Below are 26,252 nucleotides of genomic sequence, written 5' to 3' on the forward strand. Positions count from 1 at the left end.
GGCTTAGAAAAAGCCCTTCCGTTGCCACCAGCCGGCACGCTTCGGCTTGTCCTCGGCCTTTGCTTCCTCGGTCTTTGCTTCCTCGGTCTTTGCCTCGTCCGGGACGATCGAGGAGACGACCGGCACGACCGGAGCATCCACCGGTACCGGCTTGCGCCGCGACGGCCGGACCTTCGGCGTTTCCTCGGCAGCCGCCACTTCAGTCTCCTGCGAAGCCGGCGCAGCGGTCTCGCCGGAAGCCACGGAGGCGGCCCCGGCAGCCGATGTCTCGGCGCCCGCAATCTCGGCAACTGCTTCCGCCGCAACTTTCTTCGGCTTGGCGGTACGGCGCGGCTTCTTCGGCTTTTCGGCGCTCGGCGTGTCGTCGTTCGCCGGAGCACGCACCGCAAGCTCTTCGGCCGGCGGCGCACCCTCCGGCTCGCCGGTCACGGGCTCTGCTTCCGACACGGCACCTTCCGTCATGGCGGCCGGCTCGCCGGCGCTGGCTTCGATCTCGCCTTCGCCCTCTTCGCGGCGATTGCGCTTGCCGCCGCGCTTGCCGCGCCGGCGCTTCTTGCCGTGACCGTCGTCCGCCGCTTCCGGCGTTTCGGCAACACCGGCCGGCGCTTCACGTTCCGCTTCGGCACCTTGATCGCCGGCGGCGACGAAGGCATCGTCTATCGGCGCCGAAACGGAAGCACCTTCCACAGCAGCGCCATGCTCGCGATCGCCATGTTCGCGTTCCCCGTGCTCACGATCCCCGTGTTCACGATCCCCATGTTCACGATCCTTGCCGCCGCGCCGTCTGCGGCGCTTGCGGCGCTTGCGATCGCGGCCTTCGCCGTCCTCGCCGGACCTTGGCTGCTGCGGCTGCTGGGCAGGGCGTGGCTGCTCGGCCTGCACCGGTTCCTCGTCTTCCTCTTCGATGACGATCTCGTCCTCGGGTTCTTCCGGCTCGACATAGGCCGGGAACGTGCGCGCCTCGACAAAGCCTTCCGGCTTTTCGGCCAGCGCGCCGCGGAAGATGGCATAGTGTTGTGCACCGACCGCGTCATCGGCTTCGATGGTGATGGTCACGCCGAAGCGATGCTCGAATTCCACCAGCGTGCCGCGCTTGTGATTGAGCACATAGAGCGCGGTCGCCGCCGGCGTCCGCACCGTGATGTGGCTGCGCGAATCCTTGAGCAGGAATTCCTCGATTGCCCGCACCACCATCAGCGCGACCGACGAATCGGAGCGCACATGGCCGGTGCCGCCGCAATGCGGGCAAGGCTTCATGGTCGATTCCAGCACGCTGGCGCGGATGCGCTGGCGCGACATCTCCATCAGGCCGAAATGCGAGATGCGGCCGACCTGGATGCGGGCACGATCGTTCTTGAGGTGATCCTTCAGCCGCTTCTCGACGGAGCGGTTGTTGCGGTTCTCCTCCATATCGATGAAGTCGATGACGATGAGGCCGGCGAGATCGCGCAGCCTCAATTGCCGGGCGACTTCCTCGGCGGCTTCCAGATTGGTGTGAAGTGCGGTGTCCTCGATCGAGTGCTCCTTGGTGGAACGGCCCGAATTGACGTCGATGGCGACCAGCGCTTCCGTCTGGTTGATAATGATGTAGCCGCCGCTCTTCAGCGTCACCTGCGGCTGCAGCATGCGGTCGAGCTGCGCTTCGATGCCGTTGCGCACAAAGATCGGCGTCGTGTCGCGGAACGGCTGAACCACCTTGGCGTGGCTCGGCATCAGCATGCGCATGAAGTCCTTGGCCTCGCGGTAGCCTTCTTCGCCGGAAACCAGGATCTCGTCGATATCCTTGTTGTAAAGGTCGCGCACCGAGCGCTTGATCAGGCTGCCTTCCTCGTAAACCAGGGCAGGGGCCGTGGATTGCAGCGTCAGATTGCGGACGTTTTCCCAAAGCCGCATCAAATATTCGTAGTCGCGCTTGATCTCTGCCTTGGTGCGGCTTTCGCCTGCCGTACGCAGGATGACACCCATGCCTTGCGGCACTTCGAGATCGGCGACCACTTCCTTCAGCCGCTTGCGGTCCTGCGCATTGGTGATCTTGCGCGAAATACCGCCGCCGCGGGCCGTGTTCGGCATCAGCACCGAATAGCGGCCGGCCAACGACAGGTAGGTGGTCAGCGCTGCACCCTTGTTGCCGCGCTCTTCCTTGACGACCTGCACCAGCAGGATCTGCCGGCGCTTGATCACTTCCTGGATCTTGTACTGGCGACGGACCGGCTTGCGGCGGTTGCGCACTTCTTCCAGCGCGTCCTCGGCACCGACCGATTCGACCTCGTGATCGTCCGGATGCGAGGATTGCACCTCTTCCAGCATGCCGCGATCATTGTCTTCGGAGGTTGCTTCGCCGCTTGTCTCGGTCCCGCTTGTCTCGGGCCCGCTTACCTCGACTTGCGGGACGGCTTCCGAGATTACGTCGGCATCGACGCTGGCAGCGATGGAACTGGAACCGCCTTCGGACGGCTCGGTCTCACCGCGATCGGCGGCTTCATCGCTCTGCCCGGCGGCACCCTCGCTCTGTCCGGCAATGTCGGACATGGTGTTGTCGTCAACGGCATCCAGCTTTTCTGCGACGGCATCTTCGCCGTTCTCGCCATTCTCGCCGTCGGCCGCGCCTGCCTCGCGCCTGTGCTCGCCGCGGTCGCGGCTCTTGCCGCCGCGCCGGCGTCCGCGCTTGCCACGGTCGCGGCTCTGGCGGTCCTCGCCTTCGGCGGCTTCCTCGTCCTCTTCGTCCTGGGCTTCCTGTGCTTCCGCACGCAGCAGCGCCTGACGGTCGGCGACCGGAATCTGGTAGTAGTCGGGGTGTATTTCACTGAAGGCGAGGAAACCGTGACGGTTGCCGCCATATTCGACAAAGGCTGCCTGAAGAGAAGGTTCGACGCGCGTTACGCGGGCGAGATAGATGTTTCCTTTGAGCTGCTTCTTGTCCTGGGATTCAAAGTCGAATTCTTCAATACGGTTACCGCGAACGACGACAACGCGTGTTTCCTCCGGGTGGGAGGCGTCTATCAGCATTTTGTTGGGCATTATTTCGTTTCCTCCCGGCAGCCGTCGGCCGAAGCTTGCGAGGCAATGCCCGCTGCCGTGGACCTGGAACATGGGTGCCGGACAATTGAACGTCCGCCGGCCGCTGCCTGAGCGCCATGGCGGTGCCGCCCGCAGCCGTAGTGGCGCGGTTTGTTGCGGACCTTTCCATGATTGCGCTTGAAGCCATCGTCACCAGCAGAACCTTTTGAACCAAAGCCCGGAAAAAACCGGACCAGCTTGTTTGCTCATACAGAGCCGGCACGGGACAATCCCGGCCGTTTTGCTCACGCAGGCGATTCCCCCGCCACGGGAGCACGCCTGCGAAAATCGTCGCGATCACCGATGCCTTCTTCGCCTGAAGCGAAAGGAGCCGTCTTGCGTCTGACCTGTAGCAGGAAGCTGCGGAGGAGGACGGTTCCAGGATTGCAGTGATCCACCATCGCTTTTATGATTTGGCGGGTTGGAAGGCAACCCCGATTCCCGATGCCGGCAAAAAGCCGTTCCGCAGCGGAAGCCCCGGTCCCAAGCCTTCCATGAAAAGGCTTGGTTAACCTTCTCTGGATACCAATCGTTAATCGAGTTCGCGGTCTGCCGGCACTTTGACAAGCGACAGGGCACTTCGACAAGCGATCGGGCATGACGCCAAAACGGGAGCGACTGGTAGAAAGATGGGACTGGCAGGCGTCGCAGACAAGGGCCGTCATCATGGAGGCTGGTTCTTCCGTACCGCCTGCCTGCTGTCGCTGATCCTGGCTTGCCTGGTCTTTTCGCCGCTTTCGCGTGCTGCCGACGCACAGCTTGGTGCCACAAGCTACAAGATGGCCGGCGATGCCACCAAGATGCGCATCGTCATCAATTTCGACCGCGAACCCGACATCAAATGGTTCCTGCTGCGCGGCCCCAATCGCCTGGTCATCGATCTGCCGGCCACCAGATTTGCCCTCAATGCCAGGGATGTAAAGCCGCGCGGCCTTGTCCGCACGGTGCGTTACGGCGAGCTCGGCGAGGGGAAATCGCGGCTGATTCTCACCGGCAAGGGACCGTTCGCCGTCGACAATCTCGACGTGCTCAAGAACGGTGACGGCAACGGCTACCGCATCGCCATCGACATGTCGGCGGCCTCGCAGCGGGAATTCGACGCAGCGCTCGCCAATCAGGCGCTGACCACCGGTTCGACGGTCTCCGCCGACAAGGCCGGCAGGGTCGGTACCGGGCCGGTCTCCAATCCGGGCCATCGTTTCACCGTCGTCGTCGATCCCGGCCATGGCGGCATCGACGGCGGTGCCGAGGGCCTGAACGGGACGGTCGAAAAGAACGTGACGCTCGCCTTTGCCATGGAACTGCGCGACAAGCTCGCCGCCAGCGGCAAATACGACGTGTTCCTGACGCGCGAAACGGACGAGTTCCTGCGGCTCGACGACCGCGTGCGCATTGCCCGCCAGCATGAGGCCGACCTGCTCATCTCGATCCATGCGGACACGATCAGCCTCAAGGGCATTCGCGGCGCAACCGTCTACACCGTGTCCGACAAGGCTTCCGATCCCGAGGCGCAGGCGCTTGCCGACCGTGAAAATCTTTCCGACCAGTTCGCCGGCATGGAGATCAAGGACGACAGCAAGGAAGTGACCGATATCCTGATCGACCTGATCCGCCGCGAGACGCATAATTTTTCGATGAGCTTCGCCCATACTCTCGTCGGCCAGCTTTCCACCAGCGTCGGTCTGATCAACAACCCGCAGCGTTCTGCTGGCTTCAAGGTGCTGAAGGCGCCGGACGTTCCATCCGTGCTGGTCGAACTCGGCTATCTGTCGAACGCCAAGGACGAAGCGCAGTTGCTCAGCGCCGATTGGCGCAGCAAGGCGACCCAGAGCATAACCAACGCCGTTGCCCTGTTTGCTTCGGCCAAGAGCGGAACGGGGGCCGGAGGCTGAAATGTCCGCCGGCGCCCACAACCTGAAGCAGCGTTGCACGGCGACAACACCCTGTGCTTTTATTTCCGGCATTCGAAACCGAAATCCCGCGCTGCCGTATTTTGCCCACATGGTCGCGACATGGATTTTGCGATTACGGTTTGGGATCGTCCCGAAAGCTTGCGTGAAGGGCGGCTTCGTTTAGGAAATTCCCGAACCAAGGACTGGAGCGGGTATGATTCGTCTCATTGGCTATTTCTTCGGCATCGGCACGACGCTGGCCCTTTTGGTCGCGGCGGGCGTGGCGATCTATATCGGCCATTTGTCGAAGGACCTGCCCGATTACGAGGTGCTGGCCAAATACGAGCCGCCGGTGACGACCCGCATCCACGCGTCGGATGGCGCGCTGATGGCCGAATACGCGCGTGAGCGGCGGCTTTATCTGCCGATTCAGGCGATCCCGGATCGTGTCAAGGCGGCCTTCCTGTCGGCCGAGGACAAGAATTTTTACAATCACCCCGGCATCGACGTGACCGGCCTTGGCCGGGCCATTGTCGTCAACCTGCAGAATGTTGGTTCGGGAAAGCGCCAGGTCGGCGCCTCGACGATTACCCAGCAGGTGGCGAAGAACTTCCTGTTGTCTTCAGACCAGACCTACGAGCGCAAGATCAAGGAGATGATCCTCGCCTTCCGCATCGAGCAGGCCTACTCGAAGGATCGCATTCTCGAGCTCTATCTCAACGAGATTTTCTTCGGCTTCGGCGCCTATGGCGTCGCCGGTGCTGCGCTCACCTATTTCGACAAATCGGTGAACGAGCTCACCGTCGCCGAAGCCGCCTATCTCGCCTCCCTGCCGAAGGGGCCGAACAACTACCATCCCTTCAAGCATGCCGATCGCGCCTTGGAGCGCCGCAACTGGGTCATCGACCAGATGGTCGAGAACGGCTACGTCACGCATGAGGAAGGCGAGAAGGCCAAGGCCGAGCCGCTCGGCGTCACGCCGCGCCGCACCGGCAACTATCTCTTCGCCGGGGAGTATTTCACCGAGGAAGTGCGTCGCCAGATCATCGCGCGCTACGGCGAGAATGCGCTCTACGAAGGCGGCCTTTCCGTCCGCACGACACTGGATCCGAAGATGCAGCTGATTGCCCGCAAGGCCATGCAGAACGGACTTATGAAGTTCGACACGCTGCGCGGCTACCGCGGGCCGGTCACGAGCATCGACGTTTCCGGCGACTGGGGCGTGCCGCTGGGCAACGTCAAGCGGTTGGAGGACGTGCCGGAATGGTCGCTCGCCGTCGTGCTCGACAGCTCGGCCACCGGCCTGTCCATCGGCCTGCAGCCGACGCGCCAGATCTCCGGCGAAATCGTCAAGGACCGCGTCGAAGGCACCGTCAGCAAGGAAGACATGAGCTTCGCCATGCGCCACGTCGTCGACGGCAGGACCGTCAAGGCGAAGTCGCCGGCCGACGTGCTGAAGCCGGGCGACGTGATTTTCGTGCAGAAGAACGACGGCTCGGACAACAGCTACAGCTTGCGCCAGGTTCCCGAAGTGGAAGGCGGCCTGATCGCCATGGACCCGCATACCGGACGCGTCCTGGCCATGGTCGGCGGTTTCTCCTACGCGCAGTCGGAGTTCAACCGGGCGACGCAGGCCATGCGCCAGCCGGGGTCGTCGTTCAAGCCGATCGTCTATTCGGCCGCCCTCGACAATGGCTATACGCCCGCCTCCGTGATCATGGACGGGCCGATCACCATCCAGAGCGGCAACACGACCTGGACGCCCAAGAATTACGACGGAACGGTGGCCGGCCCGGCGACGTTGCGGTCCGGCATCGAGAAATCGCGCAACCTGATGACGGTGCGGCTTGCCAACGACATGGGCATGAAGCTGGTCGTGGAATATGCCGAGCGTTTCGGTGTCTACGACCACCTGGCGCCGTATCTGCCGATGGCGCTGGGATCCGGCGAGACGACGGTGATGCGCATGGTGTCGGCCTATTCGATCATGGCCAATGGCGGCAAGTCGATCAAGCCGTCGCTGATCGACCGCATCCAGGACCGCTACGGCAAGACCGTCTTCAGGCAGGACGAACGCGGCTGCTCGAACTGCAACGCCGCCGAGTGGCAGAACCAGCCAGAGCCGGAGCTGGTCGACAACTCCGAGCAGGTGCTCGATCCGATGACCGCCTACCAGATCACATCGATGATGGAGGGCGTCGTGCAACGCGGCACCGGCGCCACCATCAACGAGCTCGGCCGTCACATCGCCGGCAAGACCGGAACGACCAACGACGAAAAGGATGCCTGGTTCATCGGCTATACGCCGAACCTCGTTGTCGGCCTTTATATGGGCTACGATCAGCCGAAAGGCCTTGGCAAGGGCGCGACCGGCGGCGGCCTTGCCGCGCCGATCTTCAAGGATTTCATGCGCGTGGCGCTGGACGGCACGCCCAATGTCGACTTCAAGGTTCCGGACGGCATGAAGCTGATTGCGATCAATCGCAAGACCGGCATGCGAGCCAACGCGGGCGACGCCGGAACCATCATCGAAGCCTTCAAGCCGGGTACCGGTCCCGCCGACAGCTATTGGGTGATCGGCATGGGTGCGGACGGCTCCAACGCCACCGGCGGGGCGCTGTCGCCGCAGGCCAACCAGGCCATCCAGTCGGGCGGCGGCGGGCTCTACTGACAATCGCTACATCGGGTTGGGTCGGCTTGACGATGATGGTCGAGCCGGTCCATTCCGCTTTACAGGGGCCGGTACATTACAGGGGCCGGCGCTTTACAGGAGACCGTGCCGTCCCTATGTATCGCGCCATCAAACCGCCATCCAGCAACAGGACAGAACAGCCAGCCATGCGCGCGGAAACGCAAAATATTGTCGACGAGATCAGGCAGGCGATCACCCTGCTGAGGAGGCATCTTTGACTGGGACCAAGCCATAAAGCGGCTTGAGTACCTGAACGTCCGTGCCGAGGATTCGAGCCTCTGGAACGAGCCGCTGGAAGCACAAAAGCTGATGCGCGAGCGTCAGGGCCTCGAGGAAGGCATTGCCGCGGTCAAAGGCCTCACCCAGGCCCTGGAAGACAATATCGGCCTGATCGAGCTTGGCGAGGAAGAGGGCGACGAGGGCGTCATCGCGGAGGCCGAAGCGGCGATCCGCTCGATGCGCGGCGAGGCCAAGGCGCGCCAGATCGAAACGCTGTTGTCGGGCGAGGCGGACGCCAACGATAGCTATCTGGAAGTTCATGCCGGCGCCGGCGGCACCGAAAGCCAGGACTGGGCCTCGATGCTTCTGCGCATGTATACGCGCTGGGCCGAGCGCCGCCGCTTCAAGGTCGAGGTGCTGGAGGTGCATGACGGCGAAGAGGCCGGCATCAAGTCCGCCACGCTGCTGATCAAGGGCCACAACGCCTACGGCTGGCTGAAGACGGAATCCGGCGTGCATCGTCTCGTGCGCATTTCGCCGTATGACAGCAATGCGCGCCGCCACACCTCCTTCGCCAGCGTCTGGGTCTATCCCGTCATCGACGATACGATCGACATCGACGTTTCCGAATCCGACGTCCGTATCGACACGTATCGTTCCTCGGGATCGGGCGGCCAGCACGTCAACACCACCGATTCGGCCGTGCGCATCACCCATCTCGCCACCGGCATCGCGGTCGCCTGTCAGGCCGAGCGCTCCCAGCACAAGAACAAGGCCAAGGCCTGGGAAATGCTGCGCTCGCGGCTTTACGAGGAAGAGCTGAAGAAGCGCGAAGCGGTGGCGAACGCCACGGAAGCGTCGAAGAGCGATATCGGCTGGGGCCACCAGATACGGTCCTACGTGCTGCAGCCCTATCAGTTGGTGAAAGATCTGCGCACCGGTGTCGAGAGCACCAGCCCGTCGAGCGTGCTCGACGGCGACCTCGACGATTTCATGGAAGCCTCGCTGTCGCAGCGGATCGAGGGTGGCGCCGGCGAAACGGTGGCCGATATCGACTGAGGCCGCCGGGCACCAATCCGGCAGGAATGTGGGTTCATCACGCGAGAGTTACGGCCATCGTGCGAGAGTGACGAGCTCTCAATTTGCACCTACCTGTCGTTCTACAACTTTGTTTTTCGTAGAGTTTTTCAAAATCGATTTCGGCTTTTGACGCGGATGCCTCGGGCCTGCCGGTGCCAAGCCTGGAACCAGCGCGAGCCAAATCCCGTTATTGGCGATCCCGCTGCCGGGGTTGACCAGGTTTCGTCAATCAGGACGGCAGGTTGGTTCCGGCTGCAGAGGTCGGCGTTCAGTTGCGACAGCAATTGCTTGCGCCGACCAAGGAATCAGCCCAGCATTCATGCGCTGGGGAGGAAAAAAGCATTTATGGCCGGACGCGGCGTATCTGCGACCTGACGATCCGGCCACTGGGAAGACACGTTCCGGGAACGGGCAAGCGAAATGCTTGACAACCGTTGATAGGAACTGCGCTCATGCCTGCTCTCACAACCAGACCGGCCCCAGTCGCCCGCACGGCGCGCCGACTCCTGAATTCACTTGTCGCGGCAGTGGTTTTGATAGCTGCCGCCATTCCATTTGCGGCGCCTGCTCTGGCGCATGATGCCAAGCCGACCGCGGCCATGCCGCAAGGCTGGAGCTATCCCTTCTCCTGCTGCTCGGGCTATGATTGCCGCGAGGTCTCTCAGACATCGATCAGCGAACGTCCCGAGGGCTATGTCATCAAAGGAACCGGGGAAGTCGTGGCCTATAGCGACAAGCGGATCAAGAATTCGCCCGACGGCGAATATCATTGGTGCTCCGTTGCCGGTGCCAATGACGGAAAGACCATCTGCCTGTTCGTGCCGCCATCGTCCTATTAGCGCATGACGCCCGAAAGCTTGCCGACGGGCTGACCCGGGGGGTGTGCGGCGGCTTTGGATCGATGAGCCTTCGATCGGCACTCCAGCATTTTTAACCTGTGCATCGCAGGCTCGCAGGTCGCTGACAGGCAGTTGTCAGGAGCGTTTCTTTATGCTGCCTTTGCTTACGGGCGGCATTGTGAGGGACCAATCCATGACGATCAAGGCAAGCTGCCACTGCAAGGCGACGACGTTCGAAGTCTCGCAAGCGCCGCAGACAGTGACGCGATGCACCTGTTCCTTCTGTTCAAAACGCGGTTCGTTGTGGGCCTATTACACCCCATCGCAATTCAGGCTCACCAGCCCGCCGGAGAATGTTTCGTTCTACCAGTGGGGATCGAAAACCATAAAACACGGTTTTTGCGCCAGCTGCGGCTGTGGGACCTTCACCGAGACGCCGGACTGGTCGACAGGCGAGCCGAATTTCGACAATCCGAAGATCAGCGTGAACTCGCGGCTGTTCGACGATTTCGATCTCGACAAGGTCGAAGTGGTGGTCATCGACGGCAAGAATCTCTGGTAGCCAGTTGAATTGGGGTGGTCGCGCGAGCCGCTGCAGGCGTGTGGAATTGAGCCGGGGAAAGCCGCGGCAGCGGCTTTTGCTGGTCCGTTTTTCGCCGCATTTCATGGTACAAGTCGCTGGAAGGGCTGATGCGGTGCGCCGTTGCGCGGCCGTGGAATGGAGAGGGACCACCATATGAAAAAGATTGTGCTCGCCGTCGTGGCGACGGCTGTGCTCGTGAGCGCATGCACCACCGATCCCTACACCGGGGAACAGAAGGTTTCCAACACCGCTGCCGGCGCCGGTCTCGGTGCTTTGGCGGGTGCCGGGCTCGGCATGCTTGCCGGAGGTAACGACCGCCGCAACGCGCTGATCGGCGCGGGCATCGGCGCGCTTGCCGGCGGTGCCATCGGTGCCACCATGGACCAGAACGAGGCCGAACTGCGCCGACAGCTTCAGGGCACAGGCGTCAGCGTCACCCGCACCGGCGACCAGATTATCCTCAATATGCCGTCCGACATCACCTTCAACGTCGACCAGGACGCGGTGAAGGCCGGTTTCTATCCGGTGCTGAATTCGGTGGCCCTTGTGCTGAAAAAGTTCCGCCAGACCACGGTCGACGTGTTCGGCCACACCGACTCGACCGGCGGCGACGAGCACAATTTCGACCTGTCGCAGCGCCGCGCCCTGGCGGTCGCCAACTATCTGTCCGGGCAGGGCGTCGATTCCCGCCGCTTCGCCGTCACCGGCTTCGGCAAGACGCGTCCGATCGCCTCCAATGCGACGGCTGCCGGCCGGGCTCAGAACCGCCGCGTCGAGATCCAGCTGTCGCCGCTCACCTGAGGCAAGCACATGAACCGAGAGCGGCCCCGCAAGGGGCCGCTCCAATGGCTATGCCGGGCCACCGACCGTCGGCGCCCTTCGTTCGTGATGTCAGGACCGGGCCGGCTGATCGACAATCGCGGCAACGATCCGGCGCACGATCGGAAGCACAATCAGCAGACTGGGAAACGCGACAAGCCATGAAGCGCCCCATGCATAGCTCCAGGCCGCTATAAACCCGTTTGTCCAGCCTGCGCCGATTGCCGTCGAAACCGCCGAGACAATCGAGGACATCAGAATCGAAAGAACCAACGGCATCACCACCGCGCCGTAGGAGGGCGGCAGCTTTCTCAACTTGAAGGCTCGATCCGGTGATGCTTGCATCGAAATCTCCCAATCAGAAAAAATGTGCGTCAGCGTTACTGTGAGGACGATCAGGCGGCATATGCCGTCTGCAGCGCCAATTCCCGAATGAAGCTTCGCAGCGAACGCGGCTCGCGGCCAAGCACGGCACGCAACGTCAGGCTGTTCCCGCCGAGGCCGTATTTGGCGTAGTGGCTGTGTACTTTGGCCAGCATCTGCAACTGCCGGTCGGTATAGGGAAGGCGGGCCTTCGCCGCCCAGTCCTGAAATGTCGGCTCGCCCGCCGAAACCGGCCGGCCAAGCGCTTCGCTCATCATGGCGACGACCTCTTCGCGGCTGTGCATACCGTCGGCGCACAGCTCGAGGGTCGCATAGGACAAACGCGCTTCGGTCAGTGCGATTGCCGCCACTTCAGCCACATCGCGATAGTCGACGCGGGCGAGCTTCGCCGTCCTTGGAAACGGCTCGGCGAAAACGCCGTGCTCGACGACGGACGGCCAGGCCGGCGCGATATTTTGCATGAAATTGGCCGGGTGCAGAATGGTGTACTCCATGTTCGTCGAATAGAGGGCAGCTTCAACGGGTACCTTGCTTGCATGGTTTTCCAGCCTCGTATTGGTCGGCTGGATCACCGACGAAAAGACGAACTTTCGAACGCCTGCTCGCGCCGCCGCCTCAACCATGGCAACCCCCATGGCGGCTTCGTCGGGAGCAAAGGCCGGTCCGATGTGAAAGACACCGTCAATACCTTCCACGGCCTGCTCAAGGCTCTGACGGTTGCGCAGATCTCCGATCGCGATTTCGGATGCGCCGGCTTTCCGGGCTTTTTCGGCACTCGCGGCGTCACGAACAAGCGCTCGAACCCTGGCATTGCGGCGGACGAGTTCAGGCACCACCAAACCGGCAACGCGGCCTGCGGCGCCTACGACCAGGACCGTTGGACTGGGTGTTCGCATGACGATCTCTTTCCTTCGAGTCTGCCTTTCGGCGTGTGCAGGGAAGATAAAATCTCGCGAACTTCGTTACAATTGATCGATGTTGCGATAGTTTCTCCCGATTTTCGGCAGAAAGGAGCGATGAGCGATGAGCCGGATAGATGATTTCGAAGCCTTCATTGCCATTGTCGAGCATGGCAGCCTGACGGCTGCCGCACGCCGGCTGAACCGCTCACTGCAGTCGGTCAGCCGGTCCCTGGCGACATTGGAGGAATCAATCGGGGTCGAGCTTCTGCACAGGACGACACGCCGCTCGACGCCGAGCGAAGCCGGAGCGGCCTTTTTCCAGCGCATCAAACCCGCCGTCGAGGAAATTAACGAAGCCAGGCTTCAGGCGGCCAATCGACGGTCGGAGCCATCGGGCATCCTGCGTGTCAGTGCCCCGGTTCTGTTCGGCCCGGACTTCCTCGTGCCGGTTATCGCCGACTATATGCGGACATATCCCCGGGTCGAGGTTGACCTCAAGCTTTCCGATGAATTTGTCGATCTCGATGCCGAGGGTCTCGATCTGGCGGTAAGAATCGGCAATTTGCCGGATTCCAATTTACGTGCGAAGCGCCTGGGCGCGCTGCGGCGCGTGGTGTTCGGCGCACCTGCCTACTTCCAGCAACACGGCCGACCGGCCCATCCGCTCGAATTGCGTGAGCATCAATGCATCGTACGAACCGTCGACGGCCGCCCAGGCGAATGGATGTTTCAGATTGAAGGCAAGCCCCGGCCGGTGAAGGTCGCGGGCACCTTCCGGTCGAATTTGATGATATCGATCTATGCGGCCGCGGTTCACGGATTGGGTCTGGGCTACTCGCCGCTTTGGCAGGTAAAGCACCTGGTGGACGATGGCCGCCTGGAACTGGTTCTAACCGAATTCGAGCCGGTGCCGGTGCCGATACACGCCGTGTGGCCGGAAGGCAGATCATCCTCGGCCAAAGTCCGCGCTTTTCTGGACCTGCTGGCATCCCGCCTGGAGCTCAGGGATCTTTAGCTACATAGCGAGCCTAGCGGCATATGGGTCGCCGGCAGCACCAAAATCGACCGCCTCGCAGCAACGCCACAAGATTACCGAGAGCAGTACTTCTCAAAAGAGGGTGCTTCGCGCGTCGGCGGGGCCGCGCGCGAGCCGTGTCAGACCTTGGCGACGATCCGCATGAAGGCCGGCATGTCGTCGCCGAAGCCGACGGTCGCGTCATTGTCTTCCTGGCGCTGGCGGGCAGGGCGCTCGCGCTGCGGCCTGGTGTCGCCCCGTTCCGGCGCGCGCCGTTCGTTGCGATCGGGCGAAGCCTTGCGTTCAGATGAAGCCTGGCGCTCGCTGTTTTCCGAGCGGATCGCCTCTTTGCGGGTACGCCGCTCGTCGATGTCGGCGACGGTGGCTTCGGCCACGACCGGCTGTTCTTCGCTAACTGCTTCCGGCGCTGCTTCTTCGCTGCGCCTGGCGTGGCGTTCACGCGGTTTGCGCTCGCCCCTGTCCTTGGCGTCGTCCTTGCGGCCGGCACGGCGTGGCGCACCGCGGCCACGGCGCGGGGCCTCATCCTCGCCGCCTTCGCTGGCAACGACCGTCGACAAATCGCCGTCATGCCACTCGATCTTCGTGCCGATCAGCCGCTCGATGGCGTCGATGTATTTGGTGTCCGACTTGGTCGCGATAGTGAAGGATTTGCCCGAGCGCCCGGCGCGGCCGGTACGGCCGATGCGGTGGACGTAATCCTCCGCGTGGATCGGCACGTCGTAATTGAAGACATGGCTGACATCGGGAATGTCGAGGCCGCGCGCCGCGACATCCGAAGCAACGAGGTAGCGCAGCTTGCCGTCACGGAAATTGGCCAGCATCTGCATGCGCGCGCGCTGGTCCATGTCGCCGTGCAGGGCGCCGGCGTCGAAGTCATATTTCAGCAGCGAGCGGAACAGCTCCGATACCTCGATCTTGCGGTTGCAGAAGATGATGGCGTTCTTCAGCTCGGCATCCTCGGCTTTCATCAGATTGCGCAGCGTCTCGCGCTTGTCCCAGGGTTTCGGGCCGGATTTCACCAGCCGCTGGATGATGTTGGTGGCGGCCGATGCTGCCTTCGACACTTCGACGCGCACCGGTGCGTGCAGGAATTTCTCGGTGAGCTTGGTGATTTCCGGCGGCATCGTCGCCGAGAAGAACAGCGTCTGCCTGGTGAACGGGATCATCTCGCAGATACGCTCGATGTCGGGGATAAAGCCCATGTCGAGCATGCGGTCGGCCTCGTCGATGACGAGGATCTCGACGCCGTTGAGCAGGAGCTTGCCGCGCTCGCGATGGTCGAGCAAGCGGCCGGGGGTCGCGATCAGCACATCGGCGCCGCGCTCGAGCTTCTTGTCCTGCTCGTCGAAGGACACGCCGCCGATCAGCAGTGCGATGTTGAGCTTGTGGTTCTTGCCGTATTTGACGAAGTTTTCCTCGACCTGCGCGGCGAGCTCGCGCGTCGGCTCGAGGATCAGCGTGCGCGGCATGCGGGCGCGGGCACGGCCCTTTTCCAACCGGGTGAGCATCGGCAGGACGAAGGACGCCGTCTTGCCGGTGCCGGTCTGGGCAATGCCCAGCACGTCCTTGCCGAGCAAGGCGTGCGGGATAGCACCAGCCTGGATCGGCGTCGGCTCGGTGTAGCCGGCATCGGTAACTGCGGAAAGGACCTTCGGCGACAGGCCGAGGTCTGCGAAGGTCAACGCTTCTTGAGCGATCTGGGTGTCTGAGGACAAGTTTGGCTGTCTTTGGCTGGTTCGGGGGCGCAACATATGCAGTCGCGGCAAGCGCCGCGCGCCTGCAAGATCGGTATTGCAGGTAGGCGCAAGCCCACGATTTGTCAACACAAACGGGCGGCATTGGCGCGATTGTGAAGCCGTAAGCTTAATCGCGATGCTTAATTTGCGCAGCGGCCGCCGCGCCCGCTCAGTAGCGGAACTGTTCGGCGAGAATGCGCTCGTTCCACGAATGGTTGGGATCGAACAGCAGCGTCGCCGTTGCCGTCGGCGATTCCCTCACCGTGACCGTCGTCACCGCCTTGACCTCGGTGTGGTCGGCGGCGGCATTCACCGGCCGCTTTTCCGGCTCCAGAATGTCGAAACGCACGATCGCCTTGTTGGAGAGCAGCGCGCCGCGCCAGCGGCGCGGACGAAACGGGCTGACCGGGGTCAGCGCCAGCAGCGGAGCGTCGAGCGGCAGGATCGGCCCGTGCGCCGACAGATTATATGCGGTCGAGCCGGCCGGCGTCGCAATCATCACGCCGTCGCAGTGCAATTCCTCCAGCCGCTCTTGCCCATCCACGGTGATGCGGATCTTGGCCGTCTGGTACGACTGGCGCCAAAGCGCGACCTCGTTGATCGCGAGCGCCGAAATCGTCTCGCCTTCGGCCGTCACCGCCTGCATCTCCAGCGGACGGATCGTTTCGGCAACGGCCGCCGCGATGCGCCCGGTCAAGCCGCTGGCGCGGTATTCGTTCATCAGAAAACCGATGGTGCCACGGTTCATGCCGTAGACCTTCTTTCCCGTGCTCATCGTCTCACGCAGGGTCTGCAGCAGAAAGCCGTCGCCGCCGAGCGCCACGACGATCCCGGCTTCTTCGACGGAGGCCTGGCCGTAACGCGCAGAGAGGCTTTCCAGCGCTGCATTGGCGTCGGCTGTACCGGATGAGACGAAGGCGAAACGGCTGGCGGTTTTGCTCATGGCTCTCAACGACAACCGATTGGCGACGACCGTCTGGCGACCGATTGGCGGCGACCGGTTGCTGGGCCGCGCCAGCGCCGGGTTAGCATGGGTGGGCATTTCTGCAAAGGGAGGGAGGTGCCTGGAGATGGCGACCAAACAAGCCGCACTCGCGCATCATGTCGGAGGACAAAATGATGTGATGGTTAAGACTCGCCTTAAACTCTCGTAAAGCCATATCGATCATGTTAGCCGGCAGCGGACGGGCGGCGTGGGGGCTAACCAGTCGAGGCCGATCTATTGCCGCTGGCACGCTTGATTATTGTCTTCCTGATGCTGGCAAGTTTTGCCCTGGCTTTCGCGGAACTGGTGCGCCAGGCGGAGGAAAAGAGCTTTAGACCCGAGCCCACGGCCTCGCGCTGCGGCGACGCGGCGGGGACACCCTGTCCGCAAAGGGCGCTTTGACGCCACAGCGCCAGTGCTTATCGGGCTTGCAACAGATGGCAGCCGGCCTGGCGCTTTTGCGCGAGATACTCGTCGACAAGCTGGCGATAGCGGACTTTGCCGAAGCTCGGGAAATGGCCGCCGTGCACGACCGAGACATCGAGATCGCGCATGCGCAGCAGCGTTTCGACATAATCGTCGATATCGGAGTGATAGACGTCGTCGATCAGCGGGCCGTCATAGATGATGTCGCCGGAAAACAGGATGCCCGTCCTGTTTTCGTAGAGCGCAATGCCGCCGGGTGAATGGCCAGGCGTGTGGATGACCTCGAAGGCACGGTCGCCGAGATCGACGATGTCGCCTTGCTCGAGCAACCGGCCGGCTGGTGCGGGCAGGATCCGGTAGCGCTTCGTGTCCCAGCCTTGCGGCATGCCGTCGAACATCTCGTCGGTGGCATAGCGGTCGGCAACCGTCCATTCGTTGCGTGGATCGGCGAGGATTTCGGCCTCGGCCGGGTGCACGCAGCGGTCGGGAAATTCGTGATGGCAGCCGATATGATCGAAATGGGTGTGACTGGCCACGCAGGTGAGCTTGCGCTGCGTGACCAGCGGCACGTGGCGGCGCAGGCTGAAATGGCCGAGGCCGGTATCGAACAGAAGATCGCGGTCGCGGCCGCGCACATGCCAGATGTTGCAGCGGAAGAACGGCTTGATCCACGGCTCGTGGATCAGCGTCACGCCATCGCCCATGCGGATAGTTTCGTACCAGTCAGGAGCGTCGATGATTGGAAGGGTGCTCATGTTTGGTCCGCAAGCAGGATGATGTCGCCAGCATCGCACGATACCGCGACAACGTCGCCCGGCTGGACGGCCGATGCGGCCGCGACCTTGGCGATGAAGTGCAGCGCCGGGTCGGTCGTGGAGGTCCCCAGCACACGCTTGAAGCTGCCCTGGAAGACGACGTCGCTGACCTTGACCATGCCAAGCGCCACAGCACCGCCTGCAGCGCCGAGAACAAGATGCTCCGGGCGGATGGCCAGCGCAACGGCCAAGCCGGGCGGCAATGTGCCGGGCAGCGAGAGCGACCCAAGCTTCGTGGTGACGGTGATTTTGCCGCTCTTCGCCTCGGTCACCGTTCCCGATAACAGTGTGCTTTCGCCCATGAAAGTCGCGGAAAAGCGCGTCGCTGGCCGTGCATAGACGCGCTCGGGCGGTCCTTCGTCCTCGATGCGCCCGTCATTCATCACCACGCAATGATCGGCCAGCGCCATCGCCTCTTCCTGATCGTGAGTGACGTGGATGAAGGCGGTGCCGACGCGTTTCTGGATCGCCTTCAACTCGTCCTGCATCTGCCGGCGCAATTTCAGGTCGAGCGCGCCGAGCGGCTCGTCGAGCAACAGCACCGCCGGCTCGACCACCAGGGCGCGCGCCAGTGCCACGCGCTGCCGCTGACCGCCGGAAAGCTGGTGCGGCTTCTTGTCGAAGGCAGTGGCCAGCCCAACCAGCGCCAGCGCCTCGCGCGCCCTTGCTGCCCGGGTTGCGGCATCGACACCCCGCATGCGCAGGCCGAAGCCGACATTGCTGCCGACGCTCATATGCGGAAACAGCGCGTAGTCCTGGAACACGGTCGTCGTCGGCCGCTTCGCCGGTGGCACGGCAGTGCAGTCCTCGCCGCGGATCAGCACCTTGCCTTCGCTCGGCGTGACGAAGCCGCCGAGGATGGACAGAAGCGTCGTCTTGCCGGACCCGGACGGCCCGAGCAGGATCGTGTAGCTGCCAGGCTCGATCGTCAGCGAGACGTTCTTCAGCACGGTGTGCTGACCGAAGCGATGCGAGACGGAGCTTATATCGACCAGTGGCGCACTCATGCCGGCTTCCTCCGCAACAGCATCAGCTCGAACAATACCACCAGCACGATGGAGACGGCGAAGACCAGCGAGCCGACGGCGTTGGTCTTGGGATTGAGGCCGGAGCGCAGCAGGTTCCAGATCTCGACCGGCAGCGTCGTATCGAAGCGCGTCAACAGGAACGAGATGACGAATTCGTCCCAGGAGAAGGTCATCGACAGAAAGAAACCGGCGAAGATCGCCGGTGCCATGACAGGCACGGTGATCAGCAGCAGCACCTTCCATTCGGGCGCGCCGAGGTCGCGCGCGGCGCGCTCGATGTTGATCTGGTGGTCGCCCATCTGGCTGTAGACGATGGCAAAGCAGAGCGGCAGGTTGATCACGACGTGGCCGATGCCGGCGGCAGTGAGCGACTTCGGCACGCCGGCCCAGTTGAACAGCACCAGCAGCCCCATGCCGATGATGAGATAGCTGACGGTCAAGGGCAAGGTGATCAGCCCGCGCATCAGGCCCGAGCCCGGCAAAGCGAAGCGCGCAAAACCCCAGGCGGAGAGAAAGCCCAACGTGACGGCGGCAGCCGAGGAGACGACCGCCACCAGCAGCGAATTGACCAGAGCCGAAGTCAGCCGCGTGTCGGCGAGCACGGCCTCGTACCAGCGCAGCGACGGTCCGGTGAAGGGCGGGATCGGAAACGACGTTGCCTGCAGCGAAAACAGCACCAGAACGATGACCGGTAGAAAGATGAAGCCGTAGATTGCGATGGCGTAAAGGCCGGAGACGAGGCGGATGAGCGCGCGCATGGTCAGGCCCGCTCGATCTTCAGCCAGCGGGAGCAGGCGAGATAGGCAATGGTGACCACCGCCATCAGGATGATCGACAACGCCGAAGCGAGCGGAAAGTCGCCGCGCCGGCCGATCTGCATCATGACGAGCTGCGGCATCAAAAGCTCGTTGTTGCCGCCGAGGATCTGCGGCGTGATGTAGTCGCCGATGCACAGCACGAAGGTGAGGAAGGCGCCGACCATGATACCGGGGAGCGTCAGCGGCAGAACGACATGCAGGAAAGTCCGAACCGGCCCGGCGCCGAGGTCGGCGGCGGCCTTGCGATAGCTGGGGCTGAGCTGCTTCAGATTGGCGAAGATCGTCAGCGTCAACAGCATGACGAAGAAATGCACGAAGCCGGTGACGGTGGCCAGCCGCGTATTGGCGAGCTGCAGCGGTTCGCTGAACAGGCCGGAGCCGGTCAACGCATGGTTGACGACGCCGTTCTGCGCCAGCACCAGCAGCCACGAATAGGAGCGCACGACATAGGAGGTCCAGAACGGCAGCACTGCCAGCATCAGCGCCAGCCGCTGCCAGCGCTCCGGCACCTGTTCGGCCAGGATCCAGGCAAAAGGATAGGCGAGCAGCACGGAGATCACGGTGACGATCGCTGTGACCTGCAGCGAGTTCACCATCGCCTGCCAGTAGGACGGATTGGCAAAGAACTGGCTGTAGTTGGACAGCGTGAAGCCGCCGCCTTCATGTGCCGTCAGGCTGGATACCGCCATGGCGACGAAGGGCAGCACAAAAAACAGCAGCGTCCAGCCGAGCGCCGGCGTGACCAGCGCCCAGGGCAGGGCACGCCCACTGTTGACGGCGTTCACGACCGGCATCCGGTCATTGCGCTTGCAGCATTTCGGTCCAGACGTCCTGCATCTTCTTGTCGAGGTCGGCGTTCGGCGCAGGATAGGACTGGGCGCGGGCGAGGAATTCCGGCTGCTCGTCAAAGCGCAGGATCTTCTTCTGCTCGTCGCTCAACGCCGCCTTGCTGTTGGCCGGCATGCCCCAATAGCAGGACGAGGTGGCGAGCCGCGCCTGGCCTTCGGGGCTCATAATGTACTGGATGAATTTAAGCGCCAGCTCCTTATTCTTGGAATCCTTGAACATTGCCAGCGACTGCGACCACAGCACGGCGCCTTCTTTCGGGATAGAGAAGTCCAGGGCAGGGTTTTCCTTGGCCAGCCCCGCCGTCACCCATTCGCCGCCGCCGACCAGAATGTCGACCTCGCCGGTTGCCAGCGCCGTCTGGCTGGCGGTCACTTCGCCGACCAGCTTGGCGTTGGCCTTCATTTTGAGCAGCTCTTCCTTGATGGCGGGAAGGTCGGCTTCGGTCAGGTCCGCCGTCTTCTTGCCGATCGCCAGTGCGGCCATGCCGATGACCGGCAGGTAATAATCGTAGATGGCGATCTTGCCCTTGTATTTGTCGCCGGTCAGCGCGGCAAGCGACTGCATGTCGGCCGGGTCGACCTTGGTCTTGTTGTAGCCGATCGTGTTGTAGCCGAACTTTTCGGTGATGCCGTAACGCTTGCCGTCAACGACGGTGGAGCTGTCCATCTTCACCTGCGGAAACAGGTCGGCCAGCGGCAGCTTGTCTTCCGGCAGCGGCTCGAACAGGCCTTTTTCGACGCCGCGCGGTACGTCGATGCTGTCGATCACCATCACGTCCCAGTCGCCGGGCTGCGATTGTTCGACGATGGCCAGGCCGGCGCCCGTGCCTTCAAACTCCTTGACATTGACCTTGACGCCGTTCGCTTCCTCGAACGGCTGCAGCAGCGCCGGATCGGCGTGATCGCACCAGATCAGCGCGTTGAGATCCTGCGCCTGAGCGAGGCTGCCCGCCGCCAGCAGCAGTGCTGCCGCGGCACAGGCGCCTTGGAGATGGCTCTTCAGAACGGAAAGCGGATTCCTGACGGTTGGATTGGGGGTCTTTGGATTGATGGACATCGAGTGTTCTCCCATGCCTTTTTGGCTTGTAGGAAAAAATTGAACCAATTCTAAAATTGAGTCAATTCTGTTTTTGTGGCAAACAGCCGCTATGAGCGGATTGCGGGCAAGGCAGAAGGCGGATCGGCACCGCCGCATCATCGAGGCGGCGGCGGCGCTTTTCCGCGATGCGGGTTATGAAGGCGCCAAGATCGAGACCATCGCCGCGCAGGCCGAAGTCTCGGTCGGTACCATCTACAATTACTACCAGAACAAGGGTGATATCCTCGGCGCCATCGTCTCGATGGAGGTCAACGAGGTGCTCAATGCCGGGCGCGGCGTCGTCGCCAACCCGCCGGCCAACGTCGGCGACGCTCTCGATACGCTGCTCGGCATCTATATCGAGCACTCGCTGCATTATCTCAGCAAGGAGATGTGGCGGCAGGCGATGGCAATCTCGACGCAGCTGCCCGACAGCCCGTTCGGCCAGGCCTATACCGGGCTGGACCGCGCGCTGACCGAGCAGATCCGCGCACTGATCGTCCGCCTGCAGGCGCTCGGCCTGGTGCGTCGCGACATCGACGGGCCGGCACTCGGCGAACTCATCTTCAACAACATGAACATGATGTTCATCGAATTCGTGAAGCGCGAGGAGGCGAGGATTGCCGAACTGCGCACGGCGATACGCAGGCAGAACAGGATATTGGTGGCGGCGATCGGAGTGTAAGAAGATCAAGGGCGAGTTGGGCCTGCAACACAAATCGCCGCAGCCGGAGCATCGCCTACCGGCTGATCAGCCATAGAATGGCCGAGAGCACGATGCTGACCAGTATCCCCGTGGTGATAGGGACATAAAGCCTGAAGTTCTCACGCTCGATCACGATATCGCCGGGCAGCCTGCCAAGGCCGGTCCGGGCCAACCAAGGCCACAGCAGGCCTACGGCAACTATGCTGAGACCAACGACGATCAGAGTTCGCGACATGGCAGCATCCTGCCGACAAAAATGCCGGGCGCCCAATATGGACCCCGATCATCCGGCTACTAGGCCTGCTCGAGCGAGGATTTCAGGAGCCGGCGTGACATGCCCGTGCGGCTTGCAGTAGTCCGGGTCGATCGCGCGATAGCCGAGCAGATGGCCGAGTGGCGCCAGGATCGCCAGCGCCACTCGCTGAATCGCAGGTGGCGGGTGCGTGAAGACGATCACGTCGGCAAATTCCCTGGCGATGACTGCTGCCTGAAGCGGCGAAGGTCTACCTTTTCTGTCCACCTTGCCGGCATTGGCCAGGCCGAAGAGCATGCCGATCAGCAGCTCGAAACGGTTCGGGTCGACATTGTCCGCACCTGGCGCCCGGTCGACTTCGACCAGGACATGCGCTTCTTCGGTTTTGCTGCTGTTCCACCAATCATGTGCGACGCCTGCTTCGACCGTGGCGGATTGGCCAGGCTCCAGGGACAAAGTCTTCCCGGCGATGCAAGCGTCGAGACGGCCACGGAGGACGGTAAACCGTTCCGTCAGGTTCGGGTGGAAGTGCTCGCCCACCACTGCGGCTCCCGGCCGGGCGGTCAGATGAGCGATGCCAGGTCCCTGGCCGCGGTCTTCTGTGCCACGCAGGATGACGGCATATTCGCCGGTCACCTTGTTCTCGTAGACATCTCCGCAGTGTGACATGGATCAACTCCGGGTTCAGAGCACCGGTGTCCAGCAACTTTATCGTCAACCGATTGATCGTTCAACGACGCTCGAACAGGCGATTGCGGAAACACCAGCTGCCGGCTCTTCGGCGACGCGGGCGATCAGCGCTCTACCGAACATGCTTGGGAGGCCGCGCACGCGGAAACGGCACGACCGTCAGTGGCGCCTTGCGGAATTCCGCGATGGCTATTTCTTCAATCAGCGCGTCGAGGACCTCGTTGACGCGTCGGCTCGTTTCATCTGCGCCGCAGAGGCGGTTTTGTGCGCACTCCAAAAGCTCGCGCGCCGCGGCGAAATCACTTCGCATGACAACACCCGTTGGTTTGGCCCGCCACACGGGGCATTGTCGGCGCGCTTAATTGAGCGAGTGCTAATATACACAGGGGCAATTTAATCGAATGCTGTTAAATGGCCCGGAGCCGGAGAGGGGCCGAAATGATGGCTGTAAGGGCTAGGCACTAATGGGCTCGGCGTCTCTTGGTATGAGATGCCAAAGTGCAATCTGGCGTCAGATTAAGCCGGCAATTTCACGCGACGTCTGTGGTTCCCCGACGGGGACGGAACGCGTGGCCCTAAAACGTTCTTGGGCGGCTAAGATATTCTCTGGCGGCGGCAATCTGGCGTCGGTGCTCGCGCAGGAAGGCTGCGCCGAAACAAATGGCGAAGGCCAGTACGGAAAGGCTTGTCGTTGCTCTTGATGTTGGATCGGGGTCGGGACTTGTCAGCAAACGAAAACCGAACGCGAAGGCGAAGACGATAAGGCCGCCAAACATCCCGTTGATGAAGGGGGCGGTCGTGCGTTTCTGCTCCAACGGAAACTCCCATGGTTTCCGATGCAGTTATATGCGTTTGAATTGATGTGCCACCGCTCTTGACGGCCCGACCCTGTGGAAATCGGGGATGACCAGATATCGATGCGCGTTGGGAAGTCCTCGCAAGCAATCCTTGCTTGCTGGTGCCCCCGGACGGGATCGAACCGCCGACCTTCGGTTTACAAAACCGCTGCTCTACCAGCTGAGCTACAAGGGCACGGCGCTTCGGTTACCATATTTGATGCGCCAGTAAAGACAAAACTCCGTTTTTCGGTTCCCGGCGAACGCGCCGGTTCTGCCGCCGGGGCGTCCTGAAAACGGCCAATTCGCTTCCTATATTGATGGGAGGTGAAATCGCATCAGCGAGGCAGTCGCATGATCAGGTTTGTCATCATTCTCCCGCTCGTCGTCGTGGCCTGGGTTCTCCTGGTGAAGCTCATCAAGGACCTGAAGCACGCCAATATCGACTGGACCGGCGTCACCACCATCGTCGGCTTCATCGCGCTCGCCTTCTGGCTTCGCCATATCACCGGCATGGGCTGAGCGAGAGAGTGAGTAGTGAAACCGCGAATTCTCACTACTCACCAATCAACACGAAAATCACTAAGAACCGCTCACTAAGAATTCTCAGAACCTCCGAACCTTTCGCTGCCGCGCCGCGACTGATCTCCAGAGGCGAATGATCGCCTCATTCAAAGATCGAGGAGATCATCATGTCCAAGCGCAGTCTTACTGTAAGCGATGTGCTCCTCACACATTGCTCGGATAATTCGGCCGCTCGGTGTCAGATGCCATTGGCCGCTGAACCTTATGGCAACGTGCGTCACTACCAGTCAGTGGCGACGATTTGAGGCCGTTGATACTGCGAAACATTTCGATATGCTTCCCTTCAAGCCATAAGATTGTCGCGCAGCGCCTGTGTTGGATTTTCAATGCCGAGAAGAAAGCAATTTAGGGGAATTTGCCACGATATTCTTGAAAGCTTTGTCAGTAGATACAACGACCTGGATGGCTACTGGGCCTTGGGGCAATACGCAACCTTTCTGACGGAATCCGGTCAACGGGAGTTGCGGCTACAGTTGCAGAGGGGATCAACGTTGTCTGAGTGCTCCAAATTTGGCGCCTCGGCTACCTACTATCAAGGAGCGGTGTTGCGGCTTATGGATGCGAATGAGATGCCGCATAGCTGGTTTGCGGATGCCTACATCAGATTTTCCATGGTGGGTCCGACGAATGCTCTTTGCGAGGTTGAAATCGTGTCTGATCTCGGCAAGGCTTACCACTGTGATCGCAGGATCGACGTCCGACCTCATAACCCGCTTCGCGAGCACCGGAGAGGAGGCAACTTTGGGCCGTCAAATCAAATGGGCCAGTAAACCCGATCCGAGGCAACGCATTTGTGCAATGACTGGTTCGGGCCGACTGCGATCATGGGTAGGAATTCCTTTGTAAGGCGGGATATCTCCAAGGAACCAGCTCATCGATCCGGCATTGTTTATGGCCGCTGACGATGGCGGTGAGCGTGCTCGTCAGATAGGCCAGCGGATCAAAAGTATTGAGTTTGCAAGTTTCAATGAGCGAGGCGATGGTCGCCCAGTTCTCGGCCCCAGCGTCGTGCCCTGCGAAGAGTGCGTTCTTGCGATTGAGGGCTATCGGTCGGATGGTTCGCTCGACACTGTTATTGTCGATTTCGACGCGGCCGGCGATCAGGAAGAGCTTCAGGCCATCCCGGTATTTGGCGATGTAGGCCAAAGCCTCGCCGAGTGGGGACTTGGCCGCGACGCGCGACCGTCTTCATCGCCACTGGCGCCCTGGCCAGCACCGTCCAGTCGTCGTCGACCCACGGCATGCATCATCACCACCGTCATCACCATTGGCATAACTGGTGGTGGTGACACCATCATCATCACCATGGCAAGGTGATCATCTTCCTTTGATTAGATGATCCACCTGGCGAAAGGGCGGCTTCGGCCGCCCTTTTTGCGTCATGGGCCAGGGATCATTGCCGTCGGCCGAAGAGACCCGAAAAATGTTTGAACCTTTTTCTCCGCCGCGACGACTGACGGTCAAGAGGCGGTTGGATCGCCTCCCACAACAAGGAGATCGTCATGTTCAAGCACACCATCGTTTCCGGCCTCGTCGCCACCACCGTCGCCGCCGCCATGCTGGTCGGCACCGTTCAGCCGTCGGCCGCCCATCACAAGCACAAGCACCTCGGCATCGGCATTGCCGCAGGTGTCGGCGGCTTCCTGCTCGGCAGCGCGCTGGCCCAGCCGCGCACCGTCTATATCGAGGAAGACGGCGGCTCCTGGCACGTCCGGCGCTGCCTCAATCGCTACCAGAGCTACGACCCGTACTCGGACACCTATGTCGGCTACGACGGCTATCGCCATCGCTGCTGGCTTTGAGGGCCACGATGCCAGCTTGGGAGGACGTGACCGTTTCATGCAACCGGAAGGGCGCCCCACTGGCCCTTTTTCTGTTGTTCGGCGATAGGCTTCCTGTCGAAATCGACTGACTATCAGTGTCGGCGCTGCCCCTCATCTGCCTG

The 26,252-nt window shown here is 62.0% G+C and carries 25 protein-coding genes, 1 tRNA gene and 1 pseudogene; 12 read left to right on the top strand and 15 right to left on the bottom strand.

Annotated features, from left to right (window positions below):
* Window positions 1–3 precede the first annotated feature (3 nt).
* Window positions 4–3,018 carry an Rne/Rng family ribonuclease gene (locus NKH41_RS24370; RefSeq protein ID WP_352934351.1) on the bottom strand — a complete coding sequence of 1,005 codons (3,015 nt, stop codon included), beginning with the start codon at window positions 3,016–3,018 and terminating at the stop codon, window positions 4–6.
* A 668-nt stretch (window positions 3,019–3,686) separates the two neighbouring features.
* On the opposite strand from NKH41_RS24370, the gene NKH41_RS24375 reads away from it, so the two are divergent.
* The 7 genes from NKH41_RS24375 to NKH41_RS24405 all read left to right on the top strand — a co-directional run bounded on the left by NKH41_RS24375 (window position 3,687) and on the right by NKH41_RS24405 (window position 11,163).
* Window positions 3,687–4,949 carry an N-acetylmuramoyl-L-alanine amidase gene (locus NKH41_RS24375; RefSeq protein WP_352934354.1) on the top strand — a complete coding sequence of 421 codons (1,263 nt, stop codon included), beginning with the start codon at window positions 3,687–3,689 and terminating at the stop codon, window positions 4,947–4,949.
* 1 nt (window position 4,950) lies between these two features.
* On the top strand, window positions 4,951–5,133 hold the full coding sequence (locus NKH41_RS24380) for a hypothetical protein (protein WP_352457449.1): 183 nt from the start codon (window positions 4,951–4,953) through the stop codon (window positions 5,131–5,133).
* Between the two features lie 30 nt (window positions 5,134–5,163).
* The gene (locus NKH41_RS24385; protein WP_352472768.1) at window positions 5,164–7,620 is read left to right on the top strand and encodes a penicillin-binding protein 1A; all 2,457 of its coding nucleotides are present in this window, start codon (window positions 5,164–5,166) and stop codon (window positions 7,618–7,620) included.
* A gap of 167 nt (window positions 7,621–7,787) precedes the next feature.
* Window positions 7,788–8,919 (top strand): peptide chain release factor 2 gene (gene prfB, locus NKH41_RS24390; protein WP_352451084.1). Its coding sequence is split into 2 segments (ribosomal slippage): window positions 7,788–7,853 and window positions 7,855–8,919, totalling 1,131 coding nucleotides; the frame shifts between segments, so codons are not numbered across the junction.
* A 473-nt stretch (window positions 8,920–9,392) separates the two neighbouring features.
* Window positions 9,393–9,779: a hypothetical protein gene (locus NKH41_RS24395; protein ID WP_031212810.1), complete on the top strand. Its 387-nt coding sequence runs from the start codon at window positions 9,393–9,395 to the stop codon at window positions 9,777–9,779.
* 193 nt (window positions 9,780–9,972) lie between these two features.
* Complete coding sequence (locus NKH41_RS24400) at window positions 9,973–10,341, top strand: GFA family protein (RefSeq protein WP_352874039.1); 369 nt, start codon at window positions 9,973–9,975, stop codon at window positions 10,339–10,341.
* Window positions 10,342–10,515: 174 nt separating this feature from the next.
* Entirely contained in the window at window positions 10,516–11,163 is a 648-nt protein-coding gene (locus NKH41_RS24405) for a YiaD family glycine zipper/OmpA-like lipoprotein (protein WP_023679922.1), read from the top strand.
* A gap of 90 nt (window positions 11,164–11,253) precedes the next feature.
* Here NKH41_RS24405 and NKH41_RS24410 read toward each other — a convergent pair whose 3' ends face one another.
* Both NKH41_RS24410 and NKH41_RS24415 read right to left on the bottom strand, forming a co-directional pair.
* A complete protein-coding gene (locus NKH41_RS24410; RefSeq protein WP_023679921.1) occupies window positions 11,254–11,526 on the bottom strand; it encodes a DUF2798 domain-containing protein in 273 nt (90 codons plus the stop codon).
* 50 nt (window positions 11,527–11,576) lie between these two features.
* Window positions 11,577–12,461 carry an NmrA/HSCARG family protein gene (locus NKH41_RS24415; RefSeq protein WP_352934357.1) on the bottom strand — a complete coding sequence of 295 codons (885 nt, stop codon included), beginning with the start codon at window positions 12,459–12,461 and terminating at the stop codon, window positions 11,577–11,579.
* Window positions 12,462–12,588: 127 nt separating this feature from the next.
* Here NKH41_RS24415 and NKH41_RS24420 point away from each other — a divergent pair, with 127 nt between their 5' ends.
* Window positions 12,589–13,482, top strand: coding sequence for a LysR family transcriptional regulator (locus NKH41_RS24420; protein WP_352541367.1), 894 nt, complete (start codon window positions 12,589–12,591; stop codon window positions 13,480–13,482).
* A gap of 140 nt (window positions 13,483–13,622) precedes the next feature.
* Here NKH41_RS24420 and NKH41_RS24425 read toward each other — a convergent pair whose 3' ends face one another.
* From NKH41_RS24425 to NKH41_RS24455, 7 genes are all read right to left on the bottom strand, one after another.
* A complete protein-coding gene (locus NKH41_RS24425) occupies window positions 13,623–15,218 on the bottom strand; it encodes a DEAD/DEAH box helicase (protein WP_352541366.1) in 1,596 nt (531 codons plus the stop codon).
* A gap of 190 nt (window positions 15,219–15,408) precedes the next feature.
* Window positions 15,409–16,182, bottom strand: a complete 774-nt coding sequence (locus tag NKH41_RS24430; protein ID WP_023679915.1) for an NAD kinase — start codon at window positions 16,180–16,182, stop codon at window positions 15,409–15,411.
* A 461-nt stretch (window positions 16,183–16,643) separates the two neighbouring features.
* Window positions 16,644–17,405, bottom strand: a complete 762-nt coding sequence (locus NKH41_RS24435; RefSeq protein ID WP_352702344.1) for an MBL fold metallo-hydrolase — start codon at window positions 17,403–17,405, stop codon at window positions 16,644–16,646.
* Entirely contained in the window at window positions 17,402–18,472 is a 1,071-nt protein-coding gene (locus NKH41_RS24440) for an ABC transporter ATP-binding protein (RefSeq protein ID WP_352614188.1), read from the bottom strand. Before NKH41_RS24440 ends, NKH41_RS24435 begins: the two co-directional genes overlap by 4 nt.
* Window positions 18,469–19,251: an ABC transporter permease gene (locus NKH41_RS24445; RefSeq protein ID WP_352501653.1), complete on the bottom strand. Its 783-nt coding sequence runs from the start codon at window positions 19,249–19,251 to the stop codon at window positions 18,469–18,471. Before NKH41_RS24445 ends, NKH41_RS24440 begins: the two co-directional genes overlap by 4 nt.
* A 2-nt stretch (window positions 19,252–19,253) precedes the next feature.
* A complete protein-coding gene (locus NKH41_RS24450) occupies window positions 19,254–20,105 on the bottom strand; it encodes an ABC transporter permease (protein WP_352934359.1) in 852 nt (283 codons plus the stop codon).
* Window positions 20,106–20,109: 4 nt separating this feature from the next.
* A complete protein-coding gene (locus NKH41_RS24455; protein WP_352501654.1) occupies window positions 20,110–21,216 on the bottom strand; it encodes a polyamine ABC transporter substrate-binding protein in 1,107 nt (368 codons plus the stop codon).
* Window positions 21,217–21,307: 91 nt separating this feature from the next.
* On the opposite strand from NKH41_RS24455, the gene NKH41_RS24460 reads away from it, so the two are divergent.
* Window positions 21,308–21,922 carry a TetR/AcrR family transcriptional regulator gene (locus NKH41_RS24460; protein WP_352472778.1) on the top strand — a complete coding sequence of 205 codons (615 nt, stop codon included), beginning with the start codon at window positions 21,308–21,310 and terminating at the stop codon, window positions 21,920–21,922.
* 55 nt (window positions 21,923–21,977) lie between these two features.
* On the opposite strand, the gene NKH41_RS24465 is transcribed toward NKH41_RS24460, so the two are convergent.
* On the bottom strand, window positions 21,978–22,178 hold the full coding sequence (locus NKH41_RS24465) for a DUF2905 domain-containing protein (protein ID WP_352835919.1): 201 nt from the start codon (window positions 22,176–22,178) through the stop codon (window positions 21,978–21,980).
* 48 nt (window positions 22,179–22,226) lie between these two features.
* Window positions 22,227–22,865 (bottom strand): cupin domain-containing protein, encoded by a 639-nt coding sequence (locus tag NKH41_RS24470; protein ID WP_352472779.1) that lies wholly within the window; start codon window positions 22,863–22,865, stop codon window positions 22,227–22,229.
* On the opposite strand from NKH41_RS24470, the gene NKH41_RS24475 reads away from it, so the two are divergent.
* Window positions 22,864–23,283 carry a hypothetical protein gene (locus NKH41_RS24475; protein WP_352683311.1) on the top strand — a complete coding sequence of 140 codons (420 nt, stop codon included), beginning with the start codon at window positions 22,864–22,866 and terminating at the stop codon, window positions 23,281–23,283. The two genes, NKH41_RS24470 and NKH41_RS24475, sit on opposite strands and share 2 nt — an antisense overlap.
* A gap of 178 nt (window positions 23,284–23,461) precedes the next feature.
* Here NKH41_RS24475 and NKH41_RS24480 read toward each other — a convergent pair whose 3' ends face one another.
* Window positions 23,462–23,701, bottom strand: a complete 240-nt coding sequence (locus NKH41_RS24480; protein ID WP_352541361.1) for a hypothetical protein — start codon at window positions 23,699–23,701, stop codon at window positions 23,462–23,464.
* A gap of 141 nt (window positions 23,702–23,842) precedes the next feature.
* Window positions 23,843–23,918, bottom strand: a tRNA-Thr gene (locus NKH41_RS24485).
* 158 nt (window positions 23,919–24,076) lie between these two features.
* Here NKH41_RS24485 and NKH41_RS24490 point away from each other — a divergent pair.
* Entirely contained in the window at window positions 24,077–24,244 is a 168-nt protein-coding gene (locus NKH41_RS24490; protein WP_352649049.1) for a hypothetical protein, read from the top strand.
* Between the two features lie 885 nt (window positions 24,245–25,129).
* On the opposite strand, the pseudogene NKH41_RS24495 reads toward NKH41_RS24490, so the two are convergent.
* A pseudogene (locus NKH41_RS24495) lies at window positions 25,130–25,492 on the bottom strand (IS66 family transposase); the annotation flags it as partial.
* A 317-nt stretch (window positions 25,493–25,809) separates the two neighbouring features.
* Here NKH41_RS24495 and NKH41_RS24500 point away from each other — a divergent pair.
* On the top strand, window positions 25,810–26,109 hold the full coding sequence (locus NKH41_RS24500) for a BA14K family protein (protein WP_352541360.1): 300 nt from the start codon (window positions 25,810–25,812) through the stop codon (window positions 26,107–26,109).
* Window positions 26,110–26,252: the final 143 nt, after the last annotated feature.

This window comes from Mesorhizobium sp. M1169 (assembly GCF_040318345.1).
Lineage (GTDB): Bacteria > Pseudomonadota > Alphaproteobacteria > Rhizobiales > Rhizobiaceae > Mesorhizobium.